This is a genomic window from Draconibacterium sp., from assembly GCF_041583095.1.
Lineage (GTDB): Bacteria > Bacteroidota > Bacteroidia > Bacteroidales > Prolixibacteraceae > Draconibacterium.
The window spans coordinates 1-22,338 of sequence record NZ_JBFHGM010000056.1 but is presented as its reverse complement, the minus strand read 5'-3'; the positions used below and the strand labels follow the sequence as shown (position 1 = coordinate 22,338).

15 protein-coding genes are annotated in these 22,338 nt (G+C 39.7%); all 15 read right to left on the bottom strand.

The window, feature by feature from the left end; all coding sequences use genetic code 11:
* On the bottom strand, positions 1 to 1,415 hold a 1,415-nt coding region (locus ABZB17_RS07610; RefSeq protein WP_372649096.1), incomplete at its 3' end, for a glycoside hydrolase family 2 protein.
* 109 nt (positions 1,416 to 1,524) lie between these two features.
* Complete coding sequence (locus tag ABZB17_RS07605) at positions 1,525 to 2,943, bottom strand: sulfatase (protein WP_372649094.1); 1,419 nt, start codon at positions 2,941 to 2,943, stop codon at positions 1,525 to 1,527.
* A 369-nt stretch (positions 2,944 to 3,312) separates the two neighbouring features.
* Complete coding sequence (locus ABZB17_RS07600; RefSeq protein WP_372649092.1) at positions 3,313 to 4,392, bottom strand: family 43 glycosylhydrolase; 1,080 nt, start codon at positions 4,390 to 4,392, stop codon at positions 3,313 to 3,315.
* Positions 4,393 to 4,402: 10 nt separating this feature from the next.
* Positions 4,403 to 5,071, bottom strand: coding sequence for a TonB-dependent receptor plug domain-containing protein (locus tag ABZB17_RS07595; RefSeq protein WP_372649091.1), 669 nt, complete (start codon positions 5,069 to 5,071; stop codon positions 4,403 to 4,405).
* A gap of 12 nt (positions 5,072 to 5,083) precedes the next feature.
* Positions 5,084 to 6,733: a glycoside hydrolase family 43 protein gene (locus tag ABZB17_RS07590; protein WP_372649089.1), complete on the bottom strand. Its 1,650-nt coding sequence runs from the start codon at positions 6,731 to 6,733 to the stop codon at positions 5,084 to 5,086.
* A gap of 10 nt (positions 6,734 to 6,743) precedes the next feature.
* Complete coding sequence (locus tag ABZB17_RS07585) at positions 6,744 to 8,345, bottom strand: glycoside hydrolase family 43 protein (RefSeq protein WP_372649087.1); 1,602 nt, start codon at positions 8,343 to 8,345, stop codon at positions 6,744 to 6,746.
* Positions 8,346 to 8,444: 99 nt separating this feature from the next.
* Positions 8,445 to 9,422 carry a hypothetical protein gene (locus ABZB17_RS07580; protein WP_372649085.1) on the bottom strand — a complete coding sequence of 326 codons (978 nt, stop codon included), beginning with the start codon at positions 9,420 to 9,422 and terminating at the stop codon, positions 8,445 to 8,447.
* Positions 9,423 to 9,452: 30 nt separating this feature from the next.
* Positions 9,453 to 10,229: a DUF1080 domain-containing protein gene (locus ABZB17_RS07575; protein ID WP_372649083.1), complete on the bottom strand. Its 777-nt coding sequence runs from the start codon at positions 10,227 to 10,229 to the stop codon at positions 9,453 to 9,455.
* 6 nt (positions 10,230 to 10,235) lie between these two features.
* Positions 10,236 to 11,801 (bottom strand): arylsulfatase, encoded by a 1,566-nt coding sequence (locus ABZB17_RS07570; RefSeq protein ID WP_372649081.1) that lies wholly within the window; start codon positions 11,799 to 11,801, stop codon positions 10,236 to 10,238.
* Positions 11,798 to 13,258, bottom strand: coding sequence for a family 43 glycosylhydrolase (locus ABZB17_RS07565; protein ID WP_372649079.1), 1,461 nt, complete (start codon positions 13,256 to 13,258; stop codon positions 11,798 to 11,800). The genes ABZB17_RS07570 and ABZB17_RS07565 overlap by 4 nt, the downstream gene beginning before the upstream one ends.
* A gap of 24 nt (positions 13,259 to 13,282) precedes the next feature.
* Entirely contained in the window at positions 13,283 to 14,317 is a 1,035-nt protein-coding gene (locus ABZB17_RS07560; RefSeq protein ID WP_372649077.1) for a nucleoside hydrolase-like domain-containing protein, read from the bottom strand.
* A 7-nt stretch (positions 14,318 to 14,324) separates the two neighbouring features.
* Complete coding sequence (locus ABZB17_RS07555; protein ID WP_372649075.1) at positions 14,325 to 15,740, bottom strand: sulfatase; 1,416 nt, start codon at positions 15,738 to 15,740, stop codon at positions 14,325 to 14,327.
* Between the two features lie 31 nt (positions 15,741 to 15,771).
* Positions 15,772 to 17,409 (bottom strand): hypothetical protein, encoded by a 1,638-nt coding sequence (locus tag ABZB17_RS07550; RefSeq protein WP_372649073.1) that lies wholly within the window; start codon positions 17,407 to 17,409, stop codon positions 15,772 to 15,774.
* Between the two features lie 190 nt (positions 17,410 to 17,599).
* A complete protein-coding gene (locus ABZB17_RS07545) occupies positions 17,600 to 19,201 on the bottom strand; it encodes a RagB/SusD family nutrient uptake outer membrane protein (protein WP_372649071.1) in 1,602 nt (533 codons plus the stop codon).
* A gap of 116 nt (positions 19,202 to 19,317) precedes the next feature.
* A partial coding sequence (locus tag ABZB17_RS07540; protein ID WP_372649069.1) for a SusC/RagA family TonB-linked outer membrane protein occupies positions 19,318 to 22,338 on the bottom strand: 3,021 nt, incomplete at its 5' end.

The window sequence follows — 22,338 nt, the reverse complement described above, 5'->3', positions numbered from 1 at the left end:
CGGTGCTGCCCCCAGCGTTCGTTAAAGGTTGTCCAGATTACTACTGATGGATGGTTATAAAGAACATCAATCATGGTCTTTAACTCATCCATATATAACTCATGTGCCCAATCAGGCCAATCGGCTTCAACCCTATCGTTTTCATTGTTCCACCAGTTTTTATTTTTAGGTTCGTAGTTATCCGAAAGTGTTTCCAGTCTTTTCCATTTTGGCCACTCGCTGCCCCCTGCTCCACCTGAGGTTTGATCTTGCCAGATAACAAATCCCAAGCGGTCGGCATGGTAATAATAGCGACGTATTTCCGCTTTTTTGTGCTTGCGAATCATATTAAAACCGGCTTTTTTCAGGAAGTCCATTTCCCAAACAATAGCCTCATCAGCTGGAGGAAGTAAAAAGCTCCCCGGCCACCAACCCTGATCGAGCGGTCCTAAATGGAAACTTTTTTCACCATTTAAGGTAAATTGCCAGTTGCCATAAGCATCACACTCTTTTCCAATGGTTCTGAAACCGGTGTAAGAATCTACCGCATCAAGCACTTCGCCATCTTCGCCCAAAAGTTCGATTTTAACATCGTATAAAAACGGAGACTCAGGCGACCATAGTTTTGCATTTTTTACACTTAAAGTAGCCTTTGTGCACATTCCTGTTTTTTGGGCAACCATTTCATCACCATCAAGTACAGTAACTTTTAATTGAACTTTTTTCTTCTGGCCTGCAACTACTGCTTCTGCTTTTAATTCACCATGCATATCGGCCAGTAATTTTACCGATTCGATGTAGGTTTGTGGAACGCTCTCCATCCAAACTGGTGCCCAAATTCCAGAAGATGGAGTATACCAGATTCCTCCGTTATCGCGCTTTTGCTTTCCGCGAAGCTGGTAAAGGTCGGGATCGTCTGTTCCATCAATTACACGAAGTTTCACCTCGTTTTCACCGCTTTTTACCAAATCGGTAACATCGAACGAAAAAGGCAGATTGCCACCAATGTGCGAACCAGCTAATTTTCCATTCACCCAAACCATACATTTGTAATCAACCCCCTCGAAATTGAGCAATTGACGCTCGTTTTCGTTTGTGTTCAATTTAAATGTTCTGCGGTACCAGATTACCTCGTCAGATTTAATTCGTTTACCAACACCAGAGAGTGGTGTTTCCAAAGCAAAAGGCACCAGAATCTTTTGTTCCCATTGCTCGGGTTTAACGGCTTTATTTGAAGTTATAACATACTCCCAAAGTCCATTCAAATTTTGCCACTGTTGGCGTTCCATTTGCGGACGGGGATATTCTTGCCAAACATTTTCGGGTGTTACTTTTTCGGCCCAAGAGGTCATAATTTTATCGCCTGCCGGTTGCCAGCTTTGGGCAAATAGTGTTGCACTAATCAAAAGTGCGAGGAATGTTAATCTTGTTTTCATTGGTTTTAAGTATTTTAGTTATCAAAAGTATCTTACTAATTCTTGATATTTTAGTATTCCGGTTCATTATTTTGGTAATTCTGTTCAAACACCGGAGTTAGTTTCATCTTTATCTAATTGCTTTTTCCAATACAAAGTGATTTCCTTTTCGCTGGGCTTCAAATTCTTTCTTAGAATCCAAGTCCGCTCCGGGGTCACCTTGTTCGTTCATCCACTTTTCGAGTTCATCAGAAAGTTCAGTTTTTATCTCAAGGAACGCATCTTTTTCTGCGAGGTTATGTCTTTCGTACTTGTCGTTTGTAGTTTTATATAGTTCTTCTTCTGCACGTAACATGTAGCCCTTTACTATGTTAAAATTCTCCTCGTTTTCAATAATATTTAGCATCCATGATGGCCAGTAAGAAGTGTGGTCCGGTCTTCCCATCAGGTGCTTTTCAATGTACATATTTTCACTGTTCAGGTTCTTTATGTAATGAAATTCACCATCGGTAACTGAACGAATTGGATATGACGGTCCTTCGGGCCAGTTGTTGTGCATAAAATAGGCATATTGGCGGTGTTTGTTGCTTTCGCCTTTTAATACTGACAGGAAGCTTGAACCATCAAAGTCTTTAGTTTCTCCTCCAATCGCATCAAGTAAAGTTGGCAGCACATCGTTGTATTGAATCAATGCATCGGTACGGGTGCCAGCTTCGGTAACACCATCCCAGCGAACCACAAAGGCAGTATGTACACCATTGTCGTAATTTGTCCATTTGCAATACGGAAATTGCGAGCCTTGTTCTGAAGTAAAAATAACGATGGTTTCGTTGTAAACGCCCTCGTCTTTTAGCAAATCGATTGTATACCCAACCTGTTCATCCAATACTTCAATTTCGGCCAGGTATTTGGCGTATTCTTCTCTTGTTTCCTTTGTATCGACCATGTAGGGTGGTAGCACCAGTTCATCGGGATTAAAATGCGATGGGTCGCCAACCGTCCATGGTGCGTGAGGACTGGTAAGTGCAACCACCATACAAAAAGGCTGTTTTTTATCGCGCGTAATAAATTCGCGCATGCCTTCGGGGTCGTAATCTGCAGTTTCTTTTACGCAGTTACGTTCCACCCCGGGAATCATTTCAAAAGGAAAAACATCTTCCATGGGTTTGATGTGTGTTTTTCCGGCAAGACCTGTTCGGTAACCGAATTTTTCCAAATGTTGCACTATACTTTGTGTTCCCTGCCTTGCGCGTGCATGGTTCCAGCAAACGCCGCTATTGCTTGGGTATAACCCGGTGTACAATTCGCTGCGGCTAGGTGCACACATACTCATGGTTACGTAGGCCTTATTAAAGGTCAGGCCTTCTACAGCCAAAGCATCGATGGCAGGTGTTTTAACATTTGTGCCACCATAAAGCGAAAGGTCGCTGTGGGTGCAGTCGTCGCCAATTATTACCACAATATTGGGAGTTTGTTTTGGTACTTTTTGGGCCATTGCTCTATATCCGAAAAGGAAAGTAAATATTACGAGAAAAAATAATTTAGTCATATTAGGTTATCGTTTATGATTCAAAATAAGGCAATTGTACATTAGGTTTATGATAAAAGTGTTCAACACTTTAGTACTCTCGTTCAACTTAAAGAAAATGAGGGACTGCATGAAAATCATAACAGCCGCATACATTTAATCAAACTAATTGTTATATATTAACAATTTTCAAAAATTGTCTCCCTACTTAAACAAGTGTAAGGTTACATCAATGCTATTTGATTCAGCATTCATTTAGTATTCATTCTCAAGGTTAGGTTTTCTTGCCGACCAATCTACAAAATACATTATGTCATTAAAGTGTTTTGCTCAAGAGTACACATCTTTTATACTACTACCACTTTAAAGCCATCTCTCCTTAGAGTAAAATTAAAACTTCTGCACCTCTTCCTCACCAGGATAACGATAGTCTTCATCTTTAGCACGAATCACCACATCACCATCAACTATATTTACTTCAAGCGGCACTATGGTCAAGCCTTGTTTATTAATGGTGTATGCCGTATCGCTTAAATCCATTTTGCCTGCTTCCTTTGGATCTAAAGTTGGCTTATTGGCATTATAAAAAGCAGTGCACCACCAACGGCCTTGTCTGTCTTTAAAAGGCGTTCCATGCCCGAGAAAACGACCTGCAAATTTACGTTCGCCGTAAGGGCCATCAACTTTATCCGCTGTGCAATAATAAAGGTTATACGTTCCGTGGCGCATTTTATCAGTACTCCAGGCAGTACCAAACAAAACGTATTTCTTACCAATCTTTAAAATATAAGCCCCCTCGTGCCCAATCTTTCTGTTTGATGGGCTAATCTTAATGGGTTCACCATCAAAGCCTGTCAGGTCCTTGTTTAATTTCTGAATTTGTGCTGCACGCGAAATCAGGTACACGCTCCCGTCACCATCTTGAAAAAGGCTTGGGTCATGCTGGCGGTAAAATTTTTCATTCCAAGCTTTGTACGGTGATTCTAGTTTTTCACCTTCTGTTGTTGCAAAGTTTCCTAAACCCGAATTTGAGGTGTGTAAAACATGCCAATTACCGTTAATAAAATGAATCTCGGGCGCCCAAAGTTTTAAGGGCTCCTCTTTTTTAATTGTCTTTTTGCGCTCTCCCCAGCGTGCCAGATAATCTTCGTAATTTGCTGCATCTTTCGATATATCGTAGTAATAGCCGGCAAATTCCCAATCCGCCAAATCTTTACTTTTGTACAAAGGAGCTGCCCAATTTGTACATTGTCGTTCATCAATTGTTTCACCGTGCTGAGTTACAGTAAGCAAATAGGTTCCATCTGGCGCTAATGTTATAAAAGGGTCGCGCATCCAATCGTGGAAAATATGAACGGCTTTATCATGGGCTTTAATAGATCTTTTAATGTCTTTTTTCGATTGTGAATATTCCTGGGCGTTTAAAAATGCAGGAATAATTAGAATTAAGAATATTAGATTTCTTTTCATTTTAGTTTGTTTATTTCTCCCCTCGTTTTGTATTTACAATTACCACCCCATTTGCACCGCGCGAGCCGTACATTGAGGCAGATGCATCTTTCATTACACTAATATTTTTAATATCGCTGGTGGCAATATTCTCCAGCGAACTCATGGTTGCCTCCCTACCATCAATAATAATCAGAGCTGCATTGTCTCCTGTAAATGAGGCGGTGTTTCGAATAACTATTTCTCCGTTTTGGATTTGCAAACCGGGAAAGTTACCAGTTAATACTTCGTGAATATTTCGAAAGGACGAATAGTCCATTTCATCGTCGTCGATGGCTTTTACCGCATAGAGTTTATCTTTATCGGCAATATTTACATAGCCCATTGCCAATTCCTTGTTTTCATCACCCGATTTTAATTTCAGGTTCACCAAAACGTATTTTGTTTTCTTTTTAATCCTGATTTCTTCGTTGGTAAATCCCTTTGCCGAAATAGCTATTTTGTCTTTGTCGGCACATTCTATTCGGAAGTTTCCGAGGCTATCGGTTTTGAACGCTTTTTCTGAACTCTTTACACGAATTTCAGCACCGATAAGAGGTATTTCTTCGTGGGCGGTTACTTGTCCGCGAATTATTTTTTGCTGGCCGTTTGAAGTGAGTGCTACAGCAATCATACCTAAAATTAAAATTGTTTTCCCCATGGATTAATTCTATTAGTTACTCTGCAATGGTTCATATTTAAAATAGTCGAACTCACACCACGTATCCGAATGTTTTCCATTAGAAGAGGCAAACATTCCAACATAACTTCCGGTAAATCCTTTTGCTATTTCGGAACTCATGATACGTGCATCTTGTACACCTCCAAGTTTTAGCCATTGCCCTTTATCTATGCCAATATAAAACTGAAAGTCCCATCCTCTGGCTTCAAGGTGAATTGAATATTTCGAGTTTGCCGTCGGAATTCTTTTTCGAATTACTCTTTTTTCGCCATTTACCGAAACATATACCAAAGATGCAAAAGCTTCATCACCCAATTTCGATATTTCGACACGAATATGATTTGTATTTTTAATCCCTGCCATCATTCCGGCTACCTCGTTTTCACTTTCTGGGTTAAAAATTAATTCGGTTTCTACATTAAAGTTGTGATGAGTTTGCCTGCGTGCAATAAAAGCGCAATGTCCTTTATCGGATACACGAGCAGGTAAAAGTTTTATTTTCAACCTATTGTTTTCAATTTTATACCAATCAAAATCTTCAGGCTCGTTATAAAAATTATACTGAAGTCCCAACCGTTCATTCTCAAAATTATCGCTTACCGGAAGTATTTTGAAAGGACTCCACTCTAAATCAGGTCTTTTATCATTCAATAGTGTTTGATTACCTTTTAAAGGATTGGCTATCGGCCATTTCCGACCCAGCGAATCGGTTTTCCATAAAATTGGCACTAAAAAAGTTTCGCGCCCCAATTTATGTTTACCATCTTGTTTCCGAACACCAAGGTGTACCATCCACCATTCGCCATTTTGTGTTTGCACCATATCAGCATGGCCCGTTGCACTAATAGCAGATTCTTTATTCCGGTGAGTTAAAACGGGATTAAAAGGGCAATATTCCCACTCTTCAGCAGGTTTTTCAAGGTCATTAGTTCGAAGAAATGATACAGCATGATTATCCCAGGTTCCTCCTTCGGCGATCATCAAATAGTACAAACCATTCACCTTAAACAAATGGGGACCTTCTGCATAATTATCTGCGCCAACGCCTGAGCCATCAGTAATGTATCTTCGTTCGCCAATAAAAGAAGCCTCCATCCTTCCGTTTCGTTGAACCGGATTAAGGTCAACTTTCTGTATCCAAACCCAATGTTTAATTGTTCCTGATTTTTGGCGGTCGTTGGAAGCCAGCCAACATGTTCCGTCATCATCCCAAAACAAGGAGGGATCAATGGGTGAAACTTCATTTTTACTAATATCGAAATATACTGCATCCGACCATGGTCCGGCAGGATTATCTGCTGTAACAAAAAAAACGGCCCCTGGTCGTTCAGTACAAATTACATAAAACTTCCCCTGGTAATATCGAATGGTTGGAGCCCAAATGTTAGGATTGCTGCAAATTTGCCCTTTCCTGTGAATTACATTACCAATCTGTTCCCAGTTTACCAAATCGCGGCTGTGCCAGATTGGAATACCTGGCCACCACTCAAACGATGAGTTTACCAGGTAATAATCATCGCCAACCCTGCAAATAGAGGGATCGGGATAAAAACCCGATAAAATTGGATTATCAAACGAATCGGGTTGTGCATTACCCCAGAAGCACAAATACAGAAATAATACTACAACTATTTGTTTCATCATTGTTTGATTATAAGCCTACATATTCAAACCATTCAAATTCGGCAACGGCCTTGCTTTCTTTGCCGTTTGATGTAGCATACATTCCAACATATGGGCCATTAAAGCCTCCGGCAACCTCGTCGGAGATTAACGTTAGTTCTTCTTCCCCTCCAATATTTTTTAATTCATTTTCTGATTTACCAAAGCTGAATTCTACTTTCGTTTTTTCGGCTTTAATGGCTAAAATGATTTCTTCTTCTTTACAAGCCACACGGGCAACTTCAGTTTTAACTCCCTTTTTTGTTTTTATCAGAACAACTTCATCCTTTTCTTTCAATAGTTGAAAATGGTTTTGACTGTTTCGGTAAATTATCAACCCGGCTTGTTCGTTTTCTTTTTTTGTTTTGAATGAAAGCTTTGCTGAGGCTGTCCAAACATGGTCTTCAATCCGTTGGGCAATCAACGACGGATTTACCAAACTGTCTGCAACTTCTGGTCGGAGTTCGATATTTAATTTACCGTCTTCTAATGAATACCATTTTTCGTATGGAGTACGCAAGAAGTTCCAATACAATTCCAACTCATCCTTTTCAAATTCGTTTTTTGCAGCAGGCTTTTCAAACGTCATCCATGGTAGGTTTGGTCTTTTTTGTTCAAGTAGTAACTTTCCAACACCAGGATTAAAAACAGGTGTTAGAATTCCTTCCTGCTCTTGAAATTCTACCGGTGTTAGAAAAGATTCACGCGCCAAAAGCGTGCTACCATCTACCTTACGCTTACCAAGCATAACCGCCCACCAATCGCCATTTTGCGTTTGTACCAAATCGGTATGACCAACAGAATGGATTGGGTAGTTTTCACCCAAATGGCGGTGGGTTAAAACCGGGTTGGAATGGTTGGGGATATATGGTCCCCAAATGCTATCGGCATGATGAACAGTTGTGGCATGATGGAAACCAGTTCCGCCCTCAGCCACCATCAGCATATATTTCCCATCAATTTTATACAGGTGCGGTCCCTCTGTCCAGCGTGCATTTTTAGCATGACCATGGGTTAGCTGTTTACGTGGACCAACTAGCTTTTCCTGTTCCAGGTCAAGAACCTGCATCCAGACACCGTTTTTTTGTGGCCAGTCGTTTACACCAGTAATATTAGCATGTCCGGTGTAATAACAAGTTCCATCATCGTCCCAAAACAAATCGGGATCGATACCACGCGAGCCCAACCAAACAGGGTCTGACCACGGACCGGCAGGATTGGTGGCAGTTATATAGAAATTACCATTGCATTGTACGCAGGTGTTTATGATGTAGAAAACACCTGCGTGATAACGAATTGTGGGCGCATAAACACCACGCGAATCTTTTAAACCGACAGGTAATTCAACCTGAGTTGGGCGATGCATCCCATAACCAATCAATTCCCAGTTTACCAAGTCTTTACAGTGGTAAACAGGTAAGCCCGGATACCATTCAAAGCTTGAGTTTACCAGGTAATAATCGTCTCCAACACGGCAAATCGATGGGTCGGGGTGATACCCTGATAGGATTGGATTTTTATAGGTTTGGGGTTGAGCGAACGTCGCAGTTCCGATAAGGATTAGGATTAACAGGAATGTTAGATTCTTCATACTATTATTTTTCAAACACGAAGACGCAAAGACACAAAGATTCATTTAAACGATTACTCTGGTGACTCTAAACATCTTACATGATTATTTTATACTTTATTATTTGCAATCGTATTTTGATTTTCTTTCTTTATTACCACAAACCACAAGCTTATCTGTTCCTGCCGTTCGGCGATTGGAGTAGGCACCAACATCAATTTTGGCATTTTTTATTTCGCCTTTTAAAGTCATGGTCTCGTCCCAAAGGCTTACCAAAACTGCATTCCGATTTCTTATATTGCAACCATCGATATTTACAGTAACTGTGTATTTCCCTCTTCTACCAGATATAATCGCATTATCGGAATTGCCTCTGCCCGAATCCCCAATAATTGTAAGGTTTTTGAAATTTCCAACTGCACCATCGGAATAATTGCCCCACCCCAGCTGAATGGGGACACAATTTTTCACCATTTCAATTGTGGTGTTTGTAATGGTCATGTCAGCATAGAGTTTTATGGCATCATCGCCGGTAGCGAAATAACAGTTATCAACAGTTGAACCATCTCCCCCCGCAAATCCATCGCTGTGGTTATGATGGCCTCCGCGATAATCGATAAAATCGCAATTTTTCAGGTGTGCCAGCTGATTAAAACTTCGCACAAAAAACGAATAGGGATCAATCATCGAAAGGTTGTTCATTCGAAGTACCCCGGCGTGATTTAAAATGTGACTGTATTTCCAAGCTACAATTTTGCGGTTGTTTGCCCAGCTTTGCTCGGGTGTGCCGTAAATTATGGATGTTTTGCGGTCTTTCCCCTCAATTGTACAGTCGGCATAAGTGTGAAAACCTGCTGTAACTTTTGTGTTTTTGTTGATGACAATCTTTTTCACCTCCGGTGGCACATTCCAAAAATAGTTAAAACAGGTGTCTTGCCTATCGAAAACCAGTTTTCCAGATGTTTCGAATGTTAATGTTCCAGACTGGTCATCCCAGTTGGTTTTGCCGGAGTAGTATTTTTGCAGTTCAGTTACATTCTGAGCTTTTAATCCTGAGAATAATAGGACTATAAGAGTTACTGTTAAAATTATCTTCATCTTTCTTAAATTCCAATTTTTACTTATAACTTACAATACTTTGATAGATACATTTCTATAGTAAATTTCAGCACCTTCGGCCTGAAGTAGGATTTTGCCTTTTTTTAAAGGTTGCCAACAATCTTCTTCTTCATCCCAATATCTCATATCTATGGCTTTGTTTACTACAAAGCCATTTATTTTATAAAGTGCCTGATCTTCTTTAACTGTAATTTCAATTTTATTCCAGCCGGGTTTTTCCCAACAATAAGCCCGATGAAAACGCTGAAAACGTTGTTCCAGGTTTCCTCGGGTTATTGTATCGCCTTTTTCACTGTAATTTCTGATAACATTTTGAACCGTAGATGAAACGCGGGTTCCAATTGCCCACAAGTCACCTGTATCTCCTTCCTGAATCTGGCATTCTACCCCATTGGGCCAGATTTTTTCTTCGCCGTGCATATGAAAAATTATTCCTGCGTCCCGTACAAAATCATAACGGGGTTCGAACTTTTTGTCGCCCCATTTATACTCCAGCGTTAAAATGTAATTGTTGTATTCCTCTTTTGTTACAATTCCACCAAACGAATGAAGTTCTTTATCAACCTGGTTTGCATACACATGTACGGTTTCATTCTCAACAACAAAAAGGTTACGATCACCTCCTTTCTCATCAACTAATATATCCCAGTTGTCGATGTTGTTACCGTTAAATAAGTGAATAATACCTTCTTGCTCATTGTTTTGTGCACGGGCAAAAGAGGCTGTTAGCAGGCTAGCCATCAGTAATATCAAATGTGTTGATACATATTTCAAATTTCCATTCATAATAATCTATTTTTCCCAGGGTAACTTTTCCATGCCATTTGGCCGGAAAGCCGGAAGACTATTACCTGTTTCTGTTGCTTTTTGTTTTTTTGTATTGTACTCGTCAGCCGTTTCCCATGGATTCCAGTACCATTCGTGAGGTTCGTGTTCGCGTTTCATTATTTCTTCCGCCTCCTTAACCTTTTCCGGATAAAGAATAGCCAGGTTTCTTTCGGTGTAAGTGTCTTCTTCGACTAGGTACAGTTCCGTTTTACTGTTGGGATTTTTGCGATACGCTTTCCATGGGCCCATTCGCACAGCCTGTTCTCTTCCTTTTGAAAAATAGAGAAAATCGTGGCCTTCAAATTCGTCTAAATCACCTTCTAATGCTGGCAGAAGACTTACGCCATCCAATTCAAGTTTTTCAGAATTCACACCTGCCAGTTCGCAAGCAGTAGGGAAAAAATCGGGTAACCACACAGGCTCACTAATTACTGCAGGATTAAATTTTTCAGGCGAGCTCACAAAGAACGGCACACGGCAGCCACCTTCCAATACCGAAAATTTTCCACCAGTAAAAGGGCCTTTGTTTTTTAACCAAGGATCATCGGGCCAATCAGGTCCATTGCCCCGCTCGGTATATCCACACATCGAGTACCCGTTATCAGAAGCAAAAAAGATAATGGTTTTGTCAAACTCTCCTGTTTCCTTTAAGTATGAAATGAGCTCGCCCACAAAATTGTCCAGTTTAATAACCATCGCTCCCCATTCTCGTGAAAGCTGATTCACTTCGGGGTAATTTTTCATCTCGCCCAGGTCATCTGTAATTACCGGGCCATGTGGCAACTGCGTAGCATAATAAAGGAAAAAAGGTTTCCCTGTTTTCTCTGGCAAATTCTTATTTAAGAAACTAAATGCCGCTTTTTGAATCTCATTTTCGGAATAGGTAAATCCCGTGGGATCTTTTAATTCTTCAATATAAAGTTTTCCATTTCCGTCGTAGGTATTTTGGGCTTTATTGTCTTTGTAATCGTAACGACGAGCCATTTCGAATCCCATATTTTTAGGATATTCAACTTTTTTGTCGTTTTCTCTTAGGTAGTATGGAATATAGGTATGCGCTCTGGTTTGATCGTAAAATCCAAAAGCATAGTCGAATCCTTGTTTGTATGGGACTCCTTCAGTACCCGGAAGCCCTACCCCCCATTTACCAGTAAATGCAGTATTATAACCAACTCCCTTTAAAACTTCTGCGATAGTAATATCTTCATCAAGCAAATTATCCTGACCCCGAGCACTCGAATTTGTTCTAACGGAAGAATGTCCGGTATGCTTGCCTGTTAATAAACTACAACGTGAAGGCGCACATTCAGGAGCAGCAGCATAAGCCTGGGTAAACCTGATTCCGCTTGCAGCCATTGCATCAATATTTGGTGTTTGATATCGTTGTTGCCCGTAACAACCTAAATCGCGATAACTCATGTCGTCGGCGAGTATAAAGATGATGTTCGGTTGTTCCTCTTTTTGCGCAAAACCATTGTACCCGATCTGCACAAAACAGATGATTAAGATAAAAATATTCGTCCTTGTCATTGTTTTACTTTTTTGGGTGATCCGGCAAAAAATCGCGGAGCATTGAATACTACTTTTTCCTTAAAATTGTCGTTCACTGTAAGATAAACATCATGTACCCCATTAGCATTACGAAGCATGGTTTCGCAATCTCCGTTCCCTTTTATAATTAGTGTACCTATCAGTTGTCCATTTGGTGCGTCTAACCGAATCTCAACTTTAACAGGTTTAGTCACCTGAGATGCCTTTAATCCGAAATAGTAGTACCCCGTTCCAAGATCAATTTTCTCGTACTTAATAGGCTTGTTTTCATTTAGTTCTTTTTTCCCCTCATACAATACTATTTCAAATGGTTGGTCGATTGTAACTTTTTCAACACCCGATACTGTTTGTTGCACGGGAACAATTGTACCATCCGGATTATACTTTATCTCATCAACACAAACCGAACGTTGAGTCCAGTTACCCTCGGCTTTAAACTCATCCTGCCGCCATGATGACAATGCTGATGTATGGTAGAACAAATATTCTTTCCCATGGTATTCAACAATCCCGCCATGGTTCGACTGGGTTAGACGCCACGGCACATAATTTCTTCCGGGATATTTTGGCCCGTCATTCACATTTACTCCTAATTCGTAATTTAAGGTTCCCATGTGTTTAAACGGACCTAATGGATTATCGCTAATGCCATAATCGAGTAACGATTTCATACGTTCAGGATCATCAGGATTATTGGGATCGACAGGTTTGCCATAATGAGCATGATATGAAACGTAATATTTCCCGTCATGCTTATTCATCCAAATGGCTTCCATAAAATTCTTATCATCCACATCCATATTTACCGGATCGGATGCTAACTCTTTCATATTATCAGCCAGTTTTGCTCCCCAGTGGCTCCCATAGTAAAGGTACTTTTCACCATCGTCGTCAATAAAAACTGCGGGATCAATTCCTCGTGTCCCTTGAATTTTCGGATTAATTACTTTAAATTTTTGATCGGGAGAATTACTTACCGCAACTGCAATATATGAAGTAACTTTTCTTTTGCCTTCCTCATAACCATTTTCTTTGTGTACAATACGAACCGGAAAATACAAGTAATATTTACCTTTGTAATAAACCATATCAGGTGCCCATAGTGCCCAGTCTTCACCTTCCGGTTCCTCTTTCGATCCTAAAACATCCCATACATTTAATACTTCTCCGTGATCGACCCAGTTCACCATATCGGCCGATGAAAAAGTGTGATAACAATGCATAGTTGAATAACCGCCACCCTTTTCACTATCCACCGATGTAACCATCCATACGCGTCCGTCAGGCATAACATGCGGCGCTGCATCGGCAGTGTACATGTGTTTAATTATCGGATTACCATAAGGATATGGTTTTGTATTATCATTTGCCTTTTGCGCGTGTGAAACACAGGCAAGAGCAACACAAGCCACCAGTAATAGAATCTTATATTTCATTTTAATCATTAAATGTTTTTGTAATTACTTTCCTGCGGCCAATAATGCTCTTCGCAGTAATTCATCATGAATTCGCTCCGACCAAAATTTAAACTTTTCTTCATTAGCCTTTTCCACTTCCGAAGGATTTGTACCATTACTTTTTATATCCTCCACATCAACGCCCCAATTCTGCAGCAAAACCCAATATGTTGCAGCGTCAGAGTGATCAACGGAGTTTTGCACGAACTTACCTTGAATGAACTTTTGTCCAAGGGCACTGCCGGAGAACTGTTTATAATAATCCTCACCTTTGGGACTCCCGCTAACAATCCCATGCTGACCAATTGCACCGCATTCGTAATATTTTATGTAACCATTCAGTGCAACTAATTTTAAGTAGGCACAGGCATCAGCATCTTCTCTACAATTGGCAACATCTTCGGGATGCTCAAATGAACCTTGATGCCATGGAGAATTGGTCCAGTGTGCGATAAAGCGAAGTTTTTCAAGTATATCTATTCTACCTGTGGCAATACAGTGGTTAACCAGAATGGCTGGTTCGGTAAGCGAGCCCCAGCACAAAACATTAATAATTCCGTCTTCATCAGCTGCCAAATCAAATAAAGATTTAACAGTTGCATAGTTTGCTAACGATGTATATTCAAAGTCGGGATTATAACGTTCCGCCGATTCTTTAATACATGATTGCACAAAACCAACCTGTTCAGGATAGCCGCCAATTCTTTTGTTCAGGTTTTTTACATCTTTCTGATAAGCTTCACCCCAAAAACGGTTTGCCCATTCGCCCTGATGTGGCGTTGTTTTGTGTTCTTTCCGATGTGTACTGGCAACCACAATCCCCTTAGTATCAAACATATTCGCCATTAACAGGTAACCTGCCATTGCCGAAATATCATCAGGATCGTTTATTGTTCCCATATGGTTGTTCCCGGGCAGGGTATTGTCTGTCATATCCGTATAAATCCACACTTTTGGTTTTTGGGCTTGTGCTTCCAAACCAAATAAAACTAATGCAGCAAATACAAATTGCTCAATCATTCTTATCCAATTACTCATATTCAAATTAATTTCTAACAGATTGGTTATATTTTATTATAAGTTCTGATAATATATCCACAATCTCCGGATACTCATCATATAAATTTCTTGTCTCCTTAATATCGTTTTTCAGATTAAACAGTTCTGGTTCGCTATCTTCTGTAATATTTCGAGCTCCGCTGTAAGGCAAATATTTCCATTCTCCTTTTCGCACTCCAACAATCTCAGTTCCTTTTGTATAGTACATAATCTCTTGTGATAAATCCATGTCGGTATTCTCCAAATGCCTCGAGATATCTTTTCCGTCAATTAAATTTTCGGGAATTTCAACTCCTGCATAATGAGCTATAGTTGGTAAAAGATCAAGCGTTGAAATTATCGCATCACTTGTTTTTCCTTCTTCCCATATCCCGGGCCACCGCATTACACACGGAACTCTAACTCCTCCCTCGTAGTTGGTGAACTTACCTCCTCGAAGCGGATCCGCACTACCGGCCATATCACCATATCCCAGCCATGGGCCGTTATCTGAGGCAAAAAATATCATGGTATTTTCATCTACTCCTTTTTCTTTCAGAAAAGACATTAACTTACCCACATTCCAGTCAATTTCTTCAACAACATCGCCATATAAGCCACGCTCACTGGTTCCTTCAAAGTCGTTTGATGCAAACAAAGGTATGTGTGGCATGTTAGGGGTCAAGTATACAAAAAACGGTTCTTTACCAGCTTTGTTAATGAAATTTATGGTTCTTTGAAAATACCTTTTTGTTAGCGTACCCTGATCTGCCGGATATTCAACAATTTTGGAACCATCGAGTAATGGCACCAGGTTTCTCAATCCTTCTTCCTCTATCTCTAGCCGTGTATGTGAAGCATTGAAAGCAATATCTTTTTTTGCCTTTTCAAGTGTATAACCGTTCGTAAATACAGCATCAGGAGAAAACTCCTGTGCAGCACCCAGATGCATGTCATTGCTGTATGGCAATCCATAGTATTCATCGAAACCCTGTGCCATTGGCAGACTTTGCTCCTGATCGCCAAGATGCCATTTGCCAAAACACGCTGTTTTATATCCTGCTTGTTTTAAAAGTTCGGCAATTGTAATTTCTGAAGAACGCATGCCTTTTGCTCCGGGGAGTAGAACGCCTCCAATTCTATTACGTACCGAGTATCTGCCTGTTAAAATAGATGCCCGGGACGGACAACAAACCGAAGCCGTTACATAAAAGTTAGTAAAACGTGTACCTTCGTTTGCCATTTGATCCAAATTGGGTGTTTTAATATTTGGAGACCCAAAACACCCTAAGTCTTGGTATCCCTGGTCATCTGTGAAGATTATAATTACATTTGGCTTTACTAATCCCTCATCTGCTTTTTTGCACGATACTGAACCTAAACAGGTTAAACTGATGATGATCCAAATTGCAATGAGTTTCATTGAATATTTTTTTTAGTGGTTTTATAGCTAGTTATTTTACTGAAATATTTTCAACCTGAAAATCACCAATAACAATATCATCAGCGGTGATATTTTGGTCGTTGATTTTTATGTTTTTTAGCGTAATATTTTCAATCCACGAAGTAGAAGACTCATCATCGCTTTTACCTTTACTTGAAATAACAGTGCTTTTATGCAACACCAGTCCCGTTACATAAATATTCTCAAAAGTGATATTCCGAAAAGAGCCCAATTCGCCACCACCATTTGTTTCCAGACGGATTAAACTCCACACCGGACCTTCAATATTTATATTTTTGAAATGAATGTTTTCAATATCACCCAGCCCTCTTTTTCGAGAACCAAAAACCATTCGGTTATTTGCCTCTTCCACATGGCCTAAATGTAAGATGTTGCAATCGTGGATAAATCCTCCACCCTGGGTTTTAGGTGCACTTCCCCAGGCAAATTGAAATACGCAACCGTTATTTCCCTGCCAGAAATTACAATGGTGGATGTGGCAGTTGTCGGGTGTTACATAAATGGCATCATCGTTGCAATGAAAAAAGCAATCGAAAACCGTTGTATTCGCCTGTCCTATTCCAGAAAAACCATCGGTATTGTAGGGCCACGAGCCTACCATTTTCACATTGTAAATGGTCATTGGCACACCTGTTGCCCGGATAAAAAACTGACGTGGATTGGCAATGGTAATTCCTTCGATTACCAGATTATCGCACCCCATTCCAGGATAGTCGGCAAATGCATTCCAACTTGAATCGTTCTGTGCACAAAGCATGTTTATTCCATGGTAACGCATCCGTTCAACAATACGTTTGGTAAAACCGGTTTCGCGTTTTAATGCTAAAACTGACTTACGCGAAATTGCATCTCCGGCCAGAATGCCACGTCCCTTGATGGTAACATTGGGTGCCATATAGCCATGAAGAGTCCCCAAAAGATAAGACCCACCTTCAAGATAGATTGTTTGTCCTTCGTAAACCTGAAAAGCGACACCAATATCGTGTACTCCCGGTTCAAACCATACTACTGAAGCATCCTTAGCATCCTGCTTTAATGCTTCACAATCGTCGCCTTCCCTGATTACCAATGTTCCTTCTGCATCTTTATCCGGCACTCCCACTTCAGAAGCATCGGCAAACAAGAATAAGGGATTCAGGTAATCACCGTTTAAAACGATACCCAGTTTTTGTGGCTGCTCAAGTGAAAAAGTCAGGGCTCCCTCTTCAACTTCTCCTACTATACCCGCTGAAGAAGGCAGTATTTTAAATGAACTGATTGATTCCTTTCCAGTAATTTTCACCTGTACTTTACCTGAAAAAGAGAAACAGGTATAGGAACAAGATTGCTCCGTATCCATTGGCAATTTCTTTCCGTCTGCATAAAATTCGCTTAAAACAGGATTTGAATTGATTCCGCGTACTACCTGATTTTGGATATCTTTTGCATTATCGGCATCGTTATCGAGTGGTGTGCTGTAATACACAAAAGATCTTTGCGCAACACCATTCTGACTTACATCTACAATAAAATTGTGCGATTTCATTATGCCATTTGGAGCCGGATAAACTTCTAATTTTGTATCATTAGCCCAAATCCAACTGCTCAGGAAACAGATAAGTAAAATTGTTACAACTATTTTAAACATGGTTCATTTGTTGGTTTATTCCAACTTCAAAATAAATCTTATTGCAACAAAATGGATTGCTCATTTGTGCATGATTGTTGATTTTAAGTACAATTTTGACTTTTCTTGTTGTTTAATAATTCAAAATAAAGAAACCGTCTCAAAAAATAATTTTGAAACGGTTTCCAAGTAAAATATCTACTATCAAATATTAGTTTGGATTTTGAACCAACAAAGGATTAGCATTCATTTCATCCAAAGGAATTGGGGCAATTATCCTGTTATTATCCCAATTAACAATTCCTTTTATGAGGTGTGGTCCTAAATAGTTTCGGTACAGGTCTCTTTTATTTCTGAATACATCTACCGAACGGTTAAATTCCCACGCCAGTTCAAGGAATCGTTCAGTTAGAACAACATCAAGAATATCTGCATTTTTAGGAGTTTCGCCATCGGCCACCGGATTGCCAGGATTGCTTGGATAAATCACACTAAAATCGTCAACTGAATTATAGGTACTTGCATGTGCCCGTGTACGAATTGTGTTTACATCATCCAATGCTTTTTGAATCGCTGAACCATCCCCAAACAATGCTTTTTTTGCATATGCTTCTGCTCTGTTTAAATAAACTTCTGCTGAACGCTGATATACGATATCGGCCAAAAATGGATCTCCTCCCATATATGAGAATTTATTAATGTTATACTGTACGTAACCTTTATGATTAAATAACATGTCATTACCATTCTCATCAACTTTTACATTTCCGTTTTCATCTAACTGATACCTTGGTTCCACAAAATTTGTTCTAAGATCATTATTATCTGAAGCAAGAATCTCTCGATAATACTCCGATGCGCAGTACTGGCCAAAGCCTAATCCTTCATATGTTTGCATAAACATCTTTCCACGAGCAATTATCCCAGCATCAGAGGCAAGAACCCCTAAGGCAAAAACTGTTTCGTTCTCCTCTTTGGCTCTGGAGAAGTAATGATTAACAGGTGTTCCTACTGGCATATTTTTAGGACGTATCTCCGAAGATCCAAAATAGGAAGCCGTTGAGGTAAGTGCAAATTTTCCTGAGTTTATTACCTTATCGGCATAAGAGATGGCTAAATCGGCATAATTAGCTGTTGAAGCATCTGTCGGGTCTGTCATCCAAACATATACACGTGACAATAATCCATAGGCAGCTTCTTTCGAAGGTCTGGTTCGAATTGTTGCCTCGGGTAATAAATCTGCTGCCATTTCCAAATCTGATATAATTTGTGCATAAACTTCTCCAACAGTGGCTCTTTCCTGCACATCTGCCTCTGGATCTAACCTAAGCGGGACTGATAAGTAATCTGTTCCGTGCGTATATGGTCGTCCATAAGTACGTGTAAGCGACAAATACCAAAGTGCTCTCAGGTAATAATTCTCACCAACCAAACCTTTTAGTTCTGCATCCGTTGCATCAACCTCTGAAATAATTTTATTACAAACGGCAATATTTTTATAATGCGCGGCCCAATTGGCCAGATTAAAACCACCGTCAAGTAATCTTGATTCCGGATTATACTGGTTAAAACTGGTTAAGTCATTGTAAGAGTTTGTTATGTAAATATCATCACCCTGTAGATTAACCATATCAATTACGCGTGGCATGTTGTACTGCCAACTGCTTTTACCACGTATCACGATATTTTTCTTGAACGTATCGTATTGCCCTACAGTAGCTTGTTCAATTCCTTTTACAGAACTAAATGCCTGAATAGATGAAACTGAATCGCTGGGTAGTTGTTCCAGCTCACAGCTGAACAATAATGGCAATAAGAATATTATATATATATATAATTTATTTTTTTCATTTTTTCAATATTTACTATTTATAAAATCACTCTTATCATTATAAATCAACAATTAAGAATTATAATGTAGAATAAATTTTAAAGTGTTAAATCTATTCCAAATACAACTTTTGATGGTAGAGGTCTTGAGTTACGTGTAGGTGCATCAGCATCAAAGCCTGTTAGTTCAGGCGAAATACCACTTGATTTATGCCACACTTTTAAGTTTTCGCCACGGGCAAAAACTTTCAATGCTCCTAGTCCTAAACGTTGTGTAACATTTTTATTGAATGAATATCCCAACGAAAGAGAAGCTAGTTTCAGATAATTTCCATTCTCCCAATATTTCGATGAGTATTGAGAACTTCTTAAATCTCCCTGATAAACCCATGGTGTTCTTGATGAAACGTCACCAGGTTGCTCCCATCTGTCCTCTTGTCCGTAAACAATCATTTCCGGGCGAAATAAGTATTGTCCGTCATTATCATAAGCATTATCACGAATGATAGTAAAATCTCCAAAAGCATAAGAAAATACAGTTTCAAGACTTAGACCTTTGTATTCAAATACGTTTGTAAATCCACCCATAAAATCAGGCATACCCTTGGCTGTCAACCATAATGCTTCTTCTCTATTATCCGTTAAAACTGGCGAGCCATCACTGTTGTATCCCGAAACCCAGCGTGCACCACCTGTTTGTGGATCAGCACCGTACCATTCGGCAGCATAAAACATACTACGATTACCACCTACCTGCAAAATTTTATTTGAGAATAGGTCTGAACCAAGATATACAATGCTATTATCCAATAGTCCATCTCCATCATCATCAATTGCTTCACCCGGTAGTTCTTTTACTTCATCCTGGCTATAACCGATTTGTAAATTTACATTCCAATTAAAGTCCGGTGTTTTAACTGCGGCAATATCTAAGGCCAATTCATAACCCCAATTGTCTAGACGGCCAATATTACGCCATTGTTCAGAATAGCCAAATTCAGCAGGAAGAGGCACACGGAACAACAAATCTGAATTTTTTGAATAGTAATAATCAAGAGTCATACTTATTCTGTTATCTAAAACAGATGCATCTAGCCCCAAGTTGAAAGTACGTGCAACTTCCCATGTTAAATCAGGATTTCCAATAGATAGTGCAGATAAAGCATTTTCACCCATGTATGAAGCATCCAGAGTAAATGTATTTAAGTGTACATAGTCATCAAGGCTGGCATTACCCGTTAAACCATAGCTTGAACGAAGCTTTAAAGAATTAAATAGTCCTAAATCATTTATAAAGTCTTCGTTACTTAACATCCAACTACCTGCAACCGACCAGAACTGACCGTAACGGTTGTTGGCACCAAAACGTGACGATCCATCAACTCGGTAAGAACCAGTAAAGAAATACTTCGATTGATAGTTATAGTCAACTTGCGAGAAGAATGAATTATAGGTTGTTGTTCGGTTATTTCCTGATACTGATTGAGGAACTGCAGCGACGTCAAGGATTGTTGATTCTCCAGAATACCCTGCACCATGTGCCTCAAAATATTTACGGGTAATTTCATTAAACTCTCCACCAATTATTCCCGACAATGCATGTTCACCATACGATTTGTATAAACGTAAAATAGCATTGGTTAAAATATCACTGTTACGCGTCAAATTATTTCGAACCTCTCCTCCAATATCAGTTGATTGTGCACCGTCTGCATCATAACGTTCCAGTACTGAAGACGTATAATTAATCCTGGTTGAAGCAGAAACCGACATCCAATCCGTAGGATTGTAATCAAGTTTTAACGATGGATTAAGTGTTAAAGTTCCTCGCTCATTATAACTACCAAGCTCTTCGGGTAAAGCAAAGTTTATCCTTTCCTGGGTATAGTAATTATTTCTTACCCAATCCTGTGGTCTAACATTGCCATCCTCATCATAAGGTGTATCGAATGGTACATTAAATACCGTGAACGATGTTGTATTTTGATTTTTAACAAATGAAGAAAAGGTATTTAACTGAATTGAAAGTTTTTCTGACAACTTGTGAGACAAATTTAAAGTAGCACTCCCCCGGTCGTAAACATCGCTTCTTAAAATTCCATCTTCGTGATTGTAGTTACCACTCAAATAGAATGTTGTCTTTTCATTACCTCCTGATATGGAAATATTATTTGTTGTAACAAATCCCTGATCATACATAAATCCCATCCAATCGTAATTTGTATTTCTAACTTCTGCCGGGAATAATGCGAGAAATTCACTTTCGGTTTTTCCCCCAAGAATAAATCCACGGTTTATTAGATCATAGAATTCGGGGCCATCCATAAATTCCAGATTTCCCCAGTTTGGTTTTACAATTCCGGTAGTGGATGAAATACGAACTTTTGTATCTCCGGCCTTACCTCTTTTGGTAGTAACAACTATGACACCTCCAGCTGCCCTGGAACCATACAAACCAGTAGCACCTGCATCTTTTAATACGGTTATATCGGCAACATCCTGGGGATCGAATGAACCACCAATAATACCATCAACAACCCATAGCGGCGAGCTGCTTGCCGAAATAGAACCGGACCCCCTTACTCGGATTTGAGGAGCACCACCAACACTTTGCTGATCGGACATAACTTGTAATCCTGCAACTTTACCTTGTAGCATGGTTCCAACATCATGACTTGTGGAAGTTTGTAGTTTCTCACTCGAAACATTTACAACTGCACTTGAAATTTCGGTCTTCTTTTTAGATGAATAACCAACTGCAATAACCTCCTCTAATCCAATTGCATCTGTTTCCAAGGAAACATTTATTGTAGTTTCTTGACCAACAAGAACTTCTTTGGACATAAATCCTACAAAAGAAAAAACCAATGTTTCACCTTCATTTACATTGATTGAATAGGTGCCATCCATTCCCGAAACCGTCCCCGTAGTCGTTCCCTTTATTACAATGTTTACCCCTGGTATTGGTGAAACACCATCAGATTCCGTTACCATTCCTGTAATAGCTTGTTGTGCATAGCCAAAACAAGGAAGCATAAAAAGAAAAAGTAATACTAAAAGAAACGCCAGGAGGAAATCGACCGTCAGAAAAAACTTCAGGAGCAAAAAGAAAAAGACCGG

Excerpts from the sequence above, each read along its gene's own strand:
- ABZB17_RS07605 (WP_372649094.1), bottom strand. The coding sequence starts at position 2,943 with ATGACTAAATTATTTTTTCTCGTAATATTTACTTTCCTTTTCGGATAT.
- ABZB17_RS07600 (WP_372649092.1), bottom strand. The coding sequence starts at position 4,392 with ATGAAAAGAAATCTAATATTCTTAATTCTAATTATTCCTGCATTTTTA.
- ABZB17_RS07595 (WP_372649091.1), bottom strand. The coding sequence starts at position 5,071 with ATGGGGAAAACAATTTTAATTTTAGGTATGATTGCTGTAGCACTCACT.
- ABZB17_RS07590 (WP_372649089.1), bottom strand. The coding sequence starts at position 6,733 with ATGAAACAAATAGTTGTAGTATTATTTCTGTATTTGTGCTTCTGGGGT.
- ABZB17_RS07585 (WP_372649087.1), bottom strand. The coding sequence starts at position 8,345 with ATGAAGAATCTAACATTCCTGTTAATCCTAATCCTTATCGGAACTGCG.
- ABZB17_RS07580 (WP_372649085.1), bottom strand. The coding sequence starts at position 9,422 with ATGAAGATAATTTTAACAGTAACTCTTATAGTCCTATTATTCTCAGGA.
- ABZB17_RS07575 (WP_372649083.1), bottom strand. The coding sequence starts at position 10,229 with ATGAATGGAAATTTGAAATATGTATCAACACATTTGATATTACTGATG.
- ABZB17_RS07570 (WP_372649081.1), bottom strand. The coding sequence starts at position 11,801 with ATGACAAGGACGAATATTTTTATCTTAATCATCTGTTTTGTGCAGATC.
- ABZB17_RS07565 (WP_372649079.1), bottom strand. The coding sequence starts at position 13,258 with ATGAAATATAAGATTCTATTACTGGTGGCTTGTGTTGCTCTTGCCTGT.
- ABZB17_RS07560 (WP_372649077.1), bottom strand. The coding sequence starts at position 14,317 with ATGAGTAATTGGATAAGAATGATTGAGCAATTTGTATTTGCTGCATTA.
- ABZB17_RS07555 (WP_372649075.1), bottom strand. The coding sequence starts at position 15,740 with ATGAAACTCATTGCAATTTGGATCATCATCAGTTTAACCTGTTTAGGT.
- ABZB17_RS07550 (WP_372649073.1), bottom strand. The coding sequence starts at position 17,409 with ATGTTTAAAATAGTTGTAACAATTTTACTTATCTGTTTCCTGAGCAGT.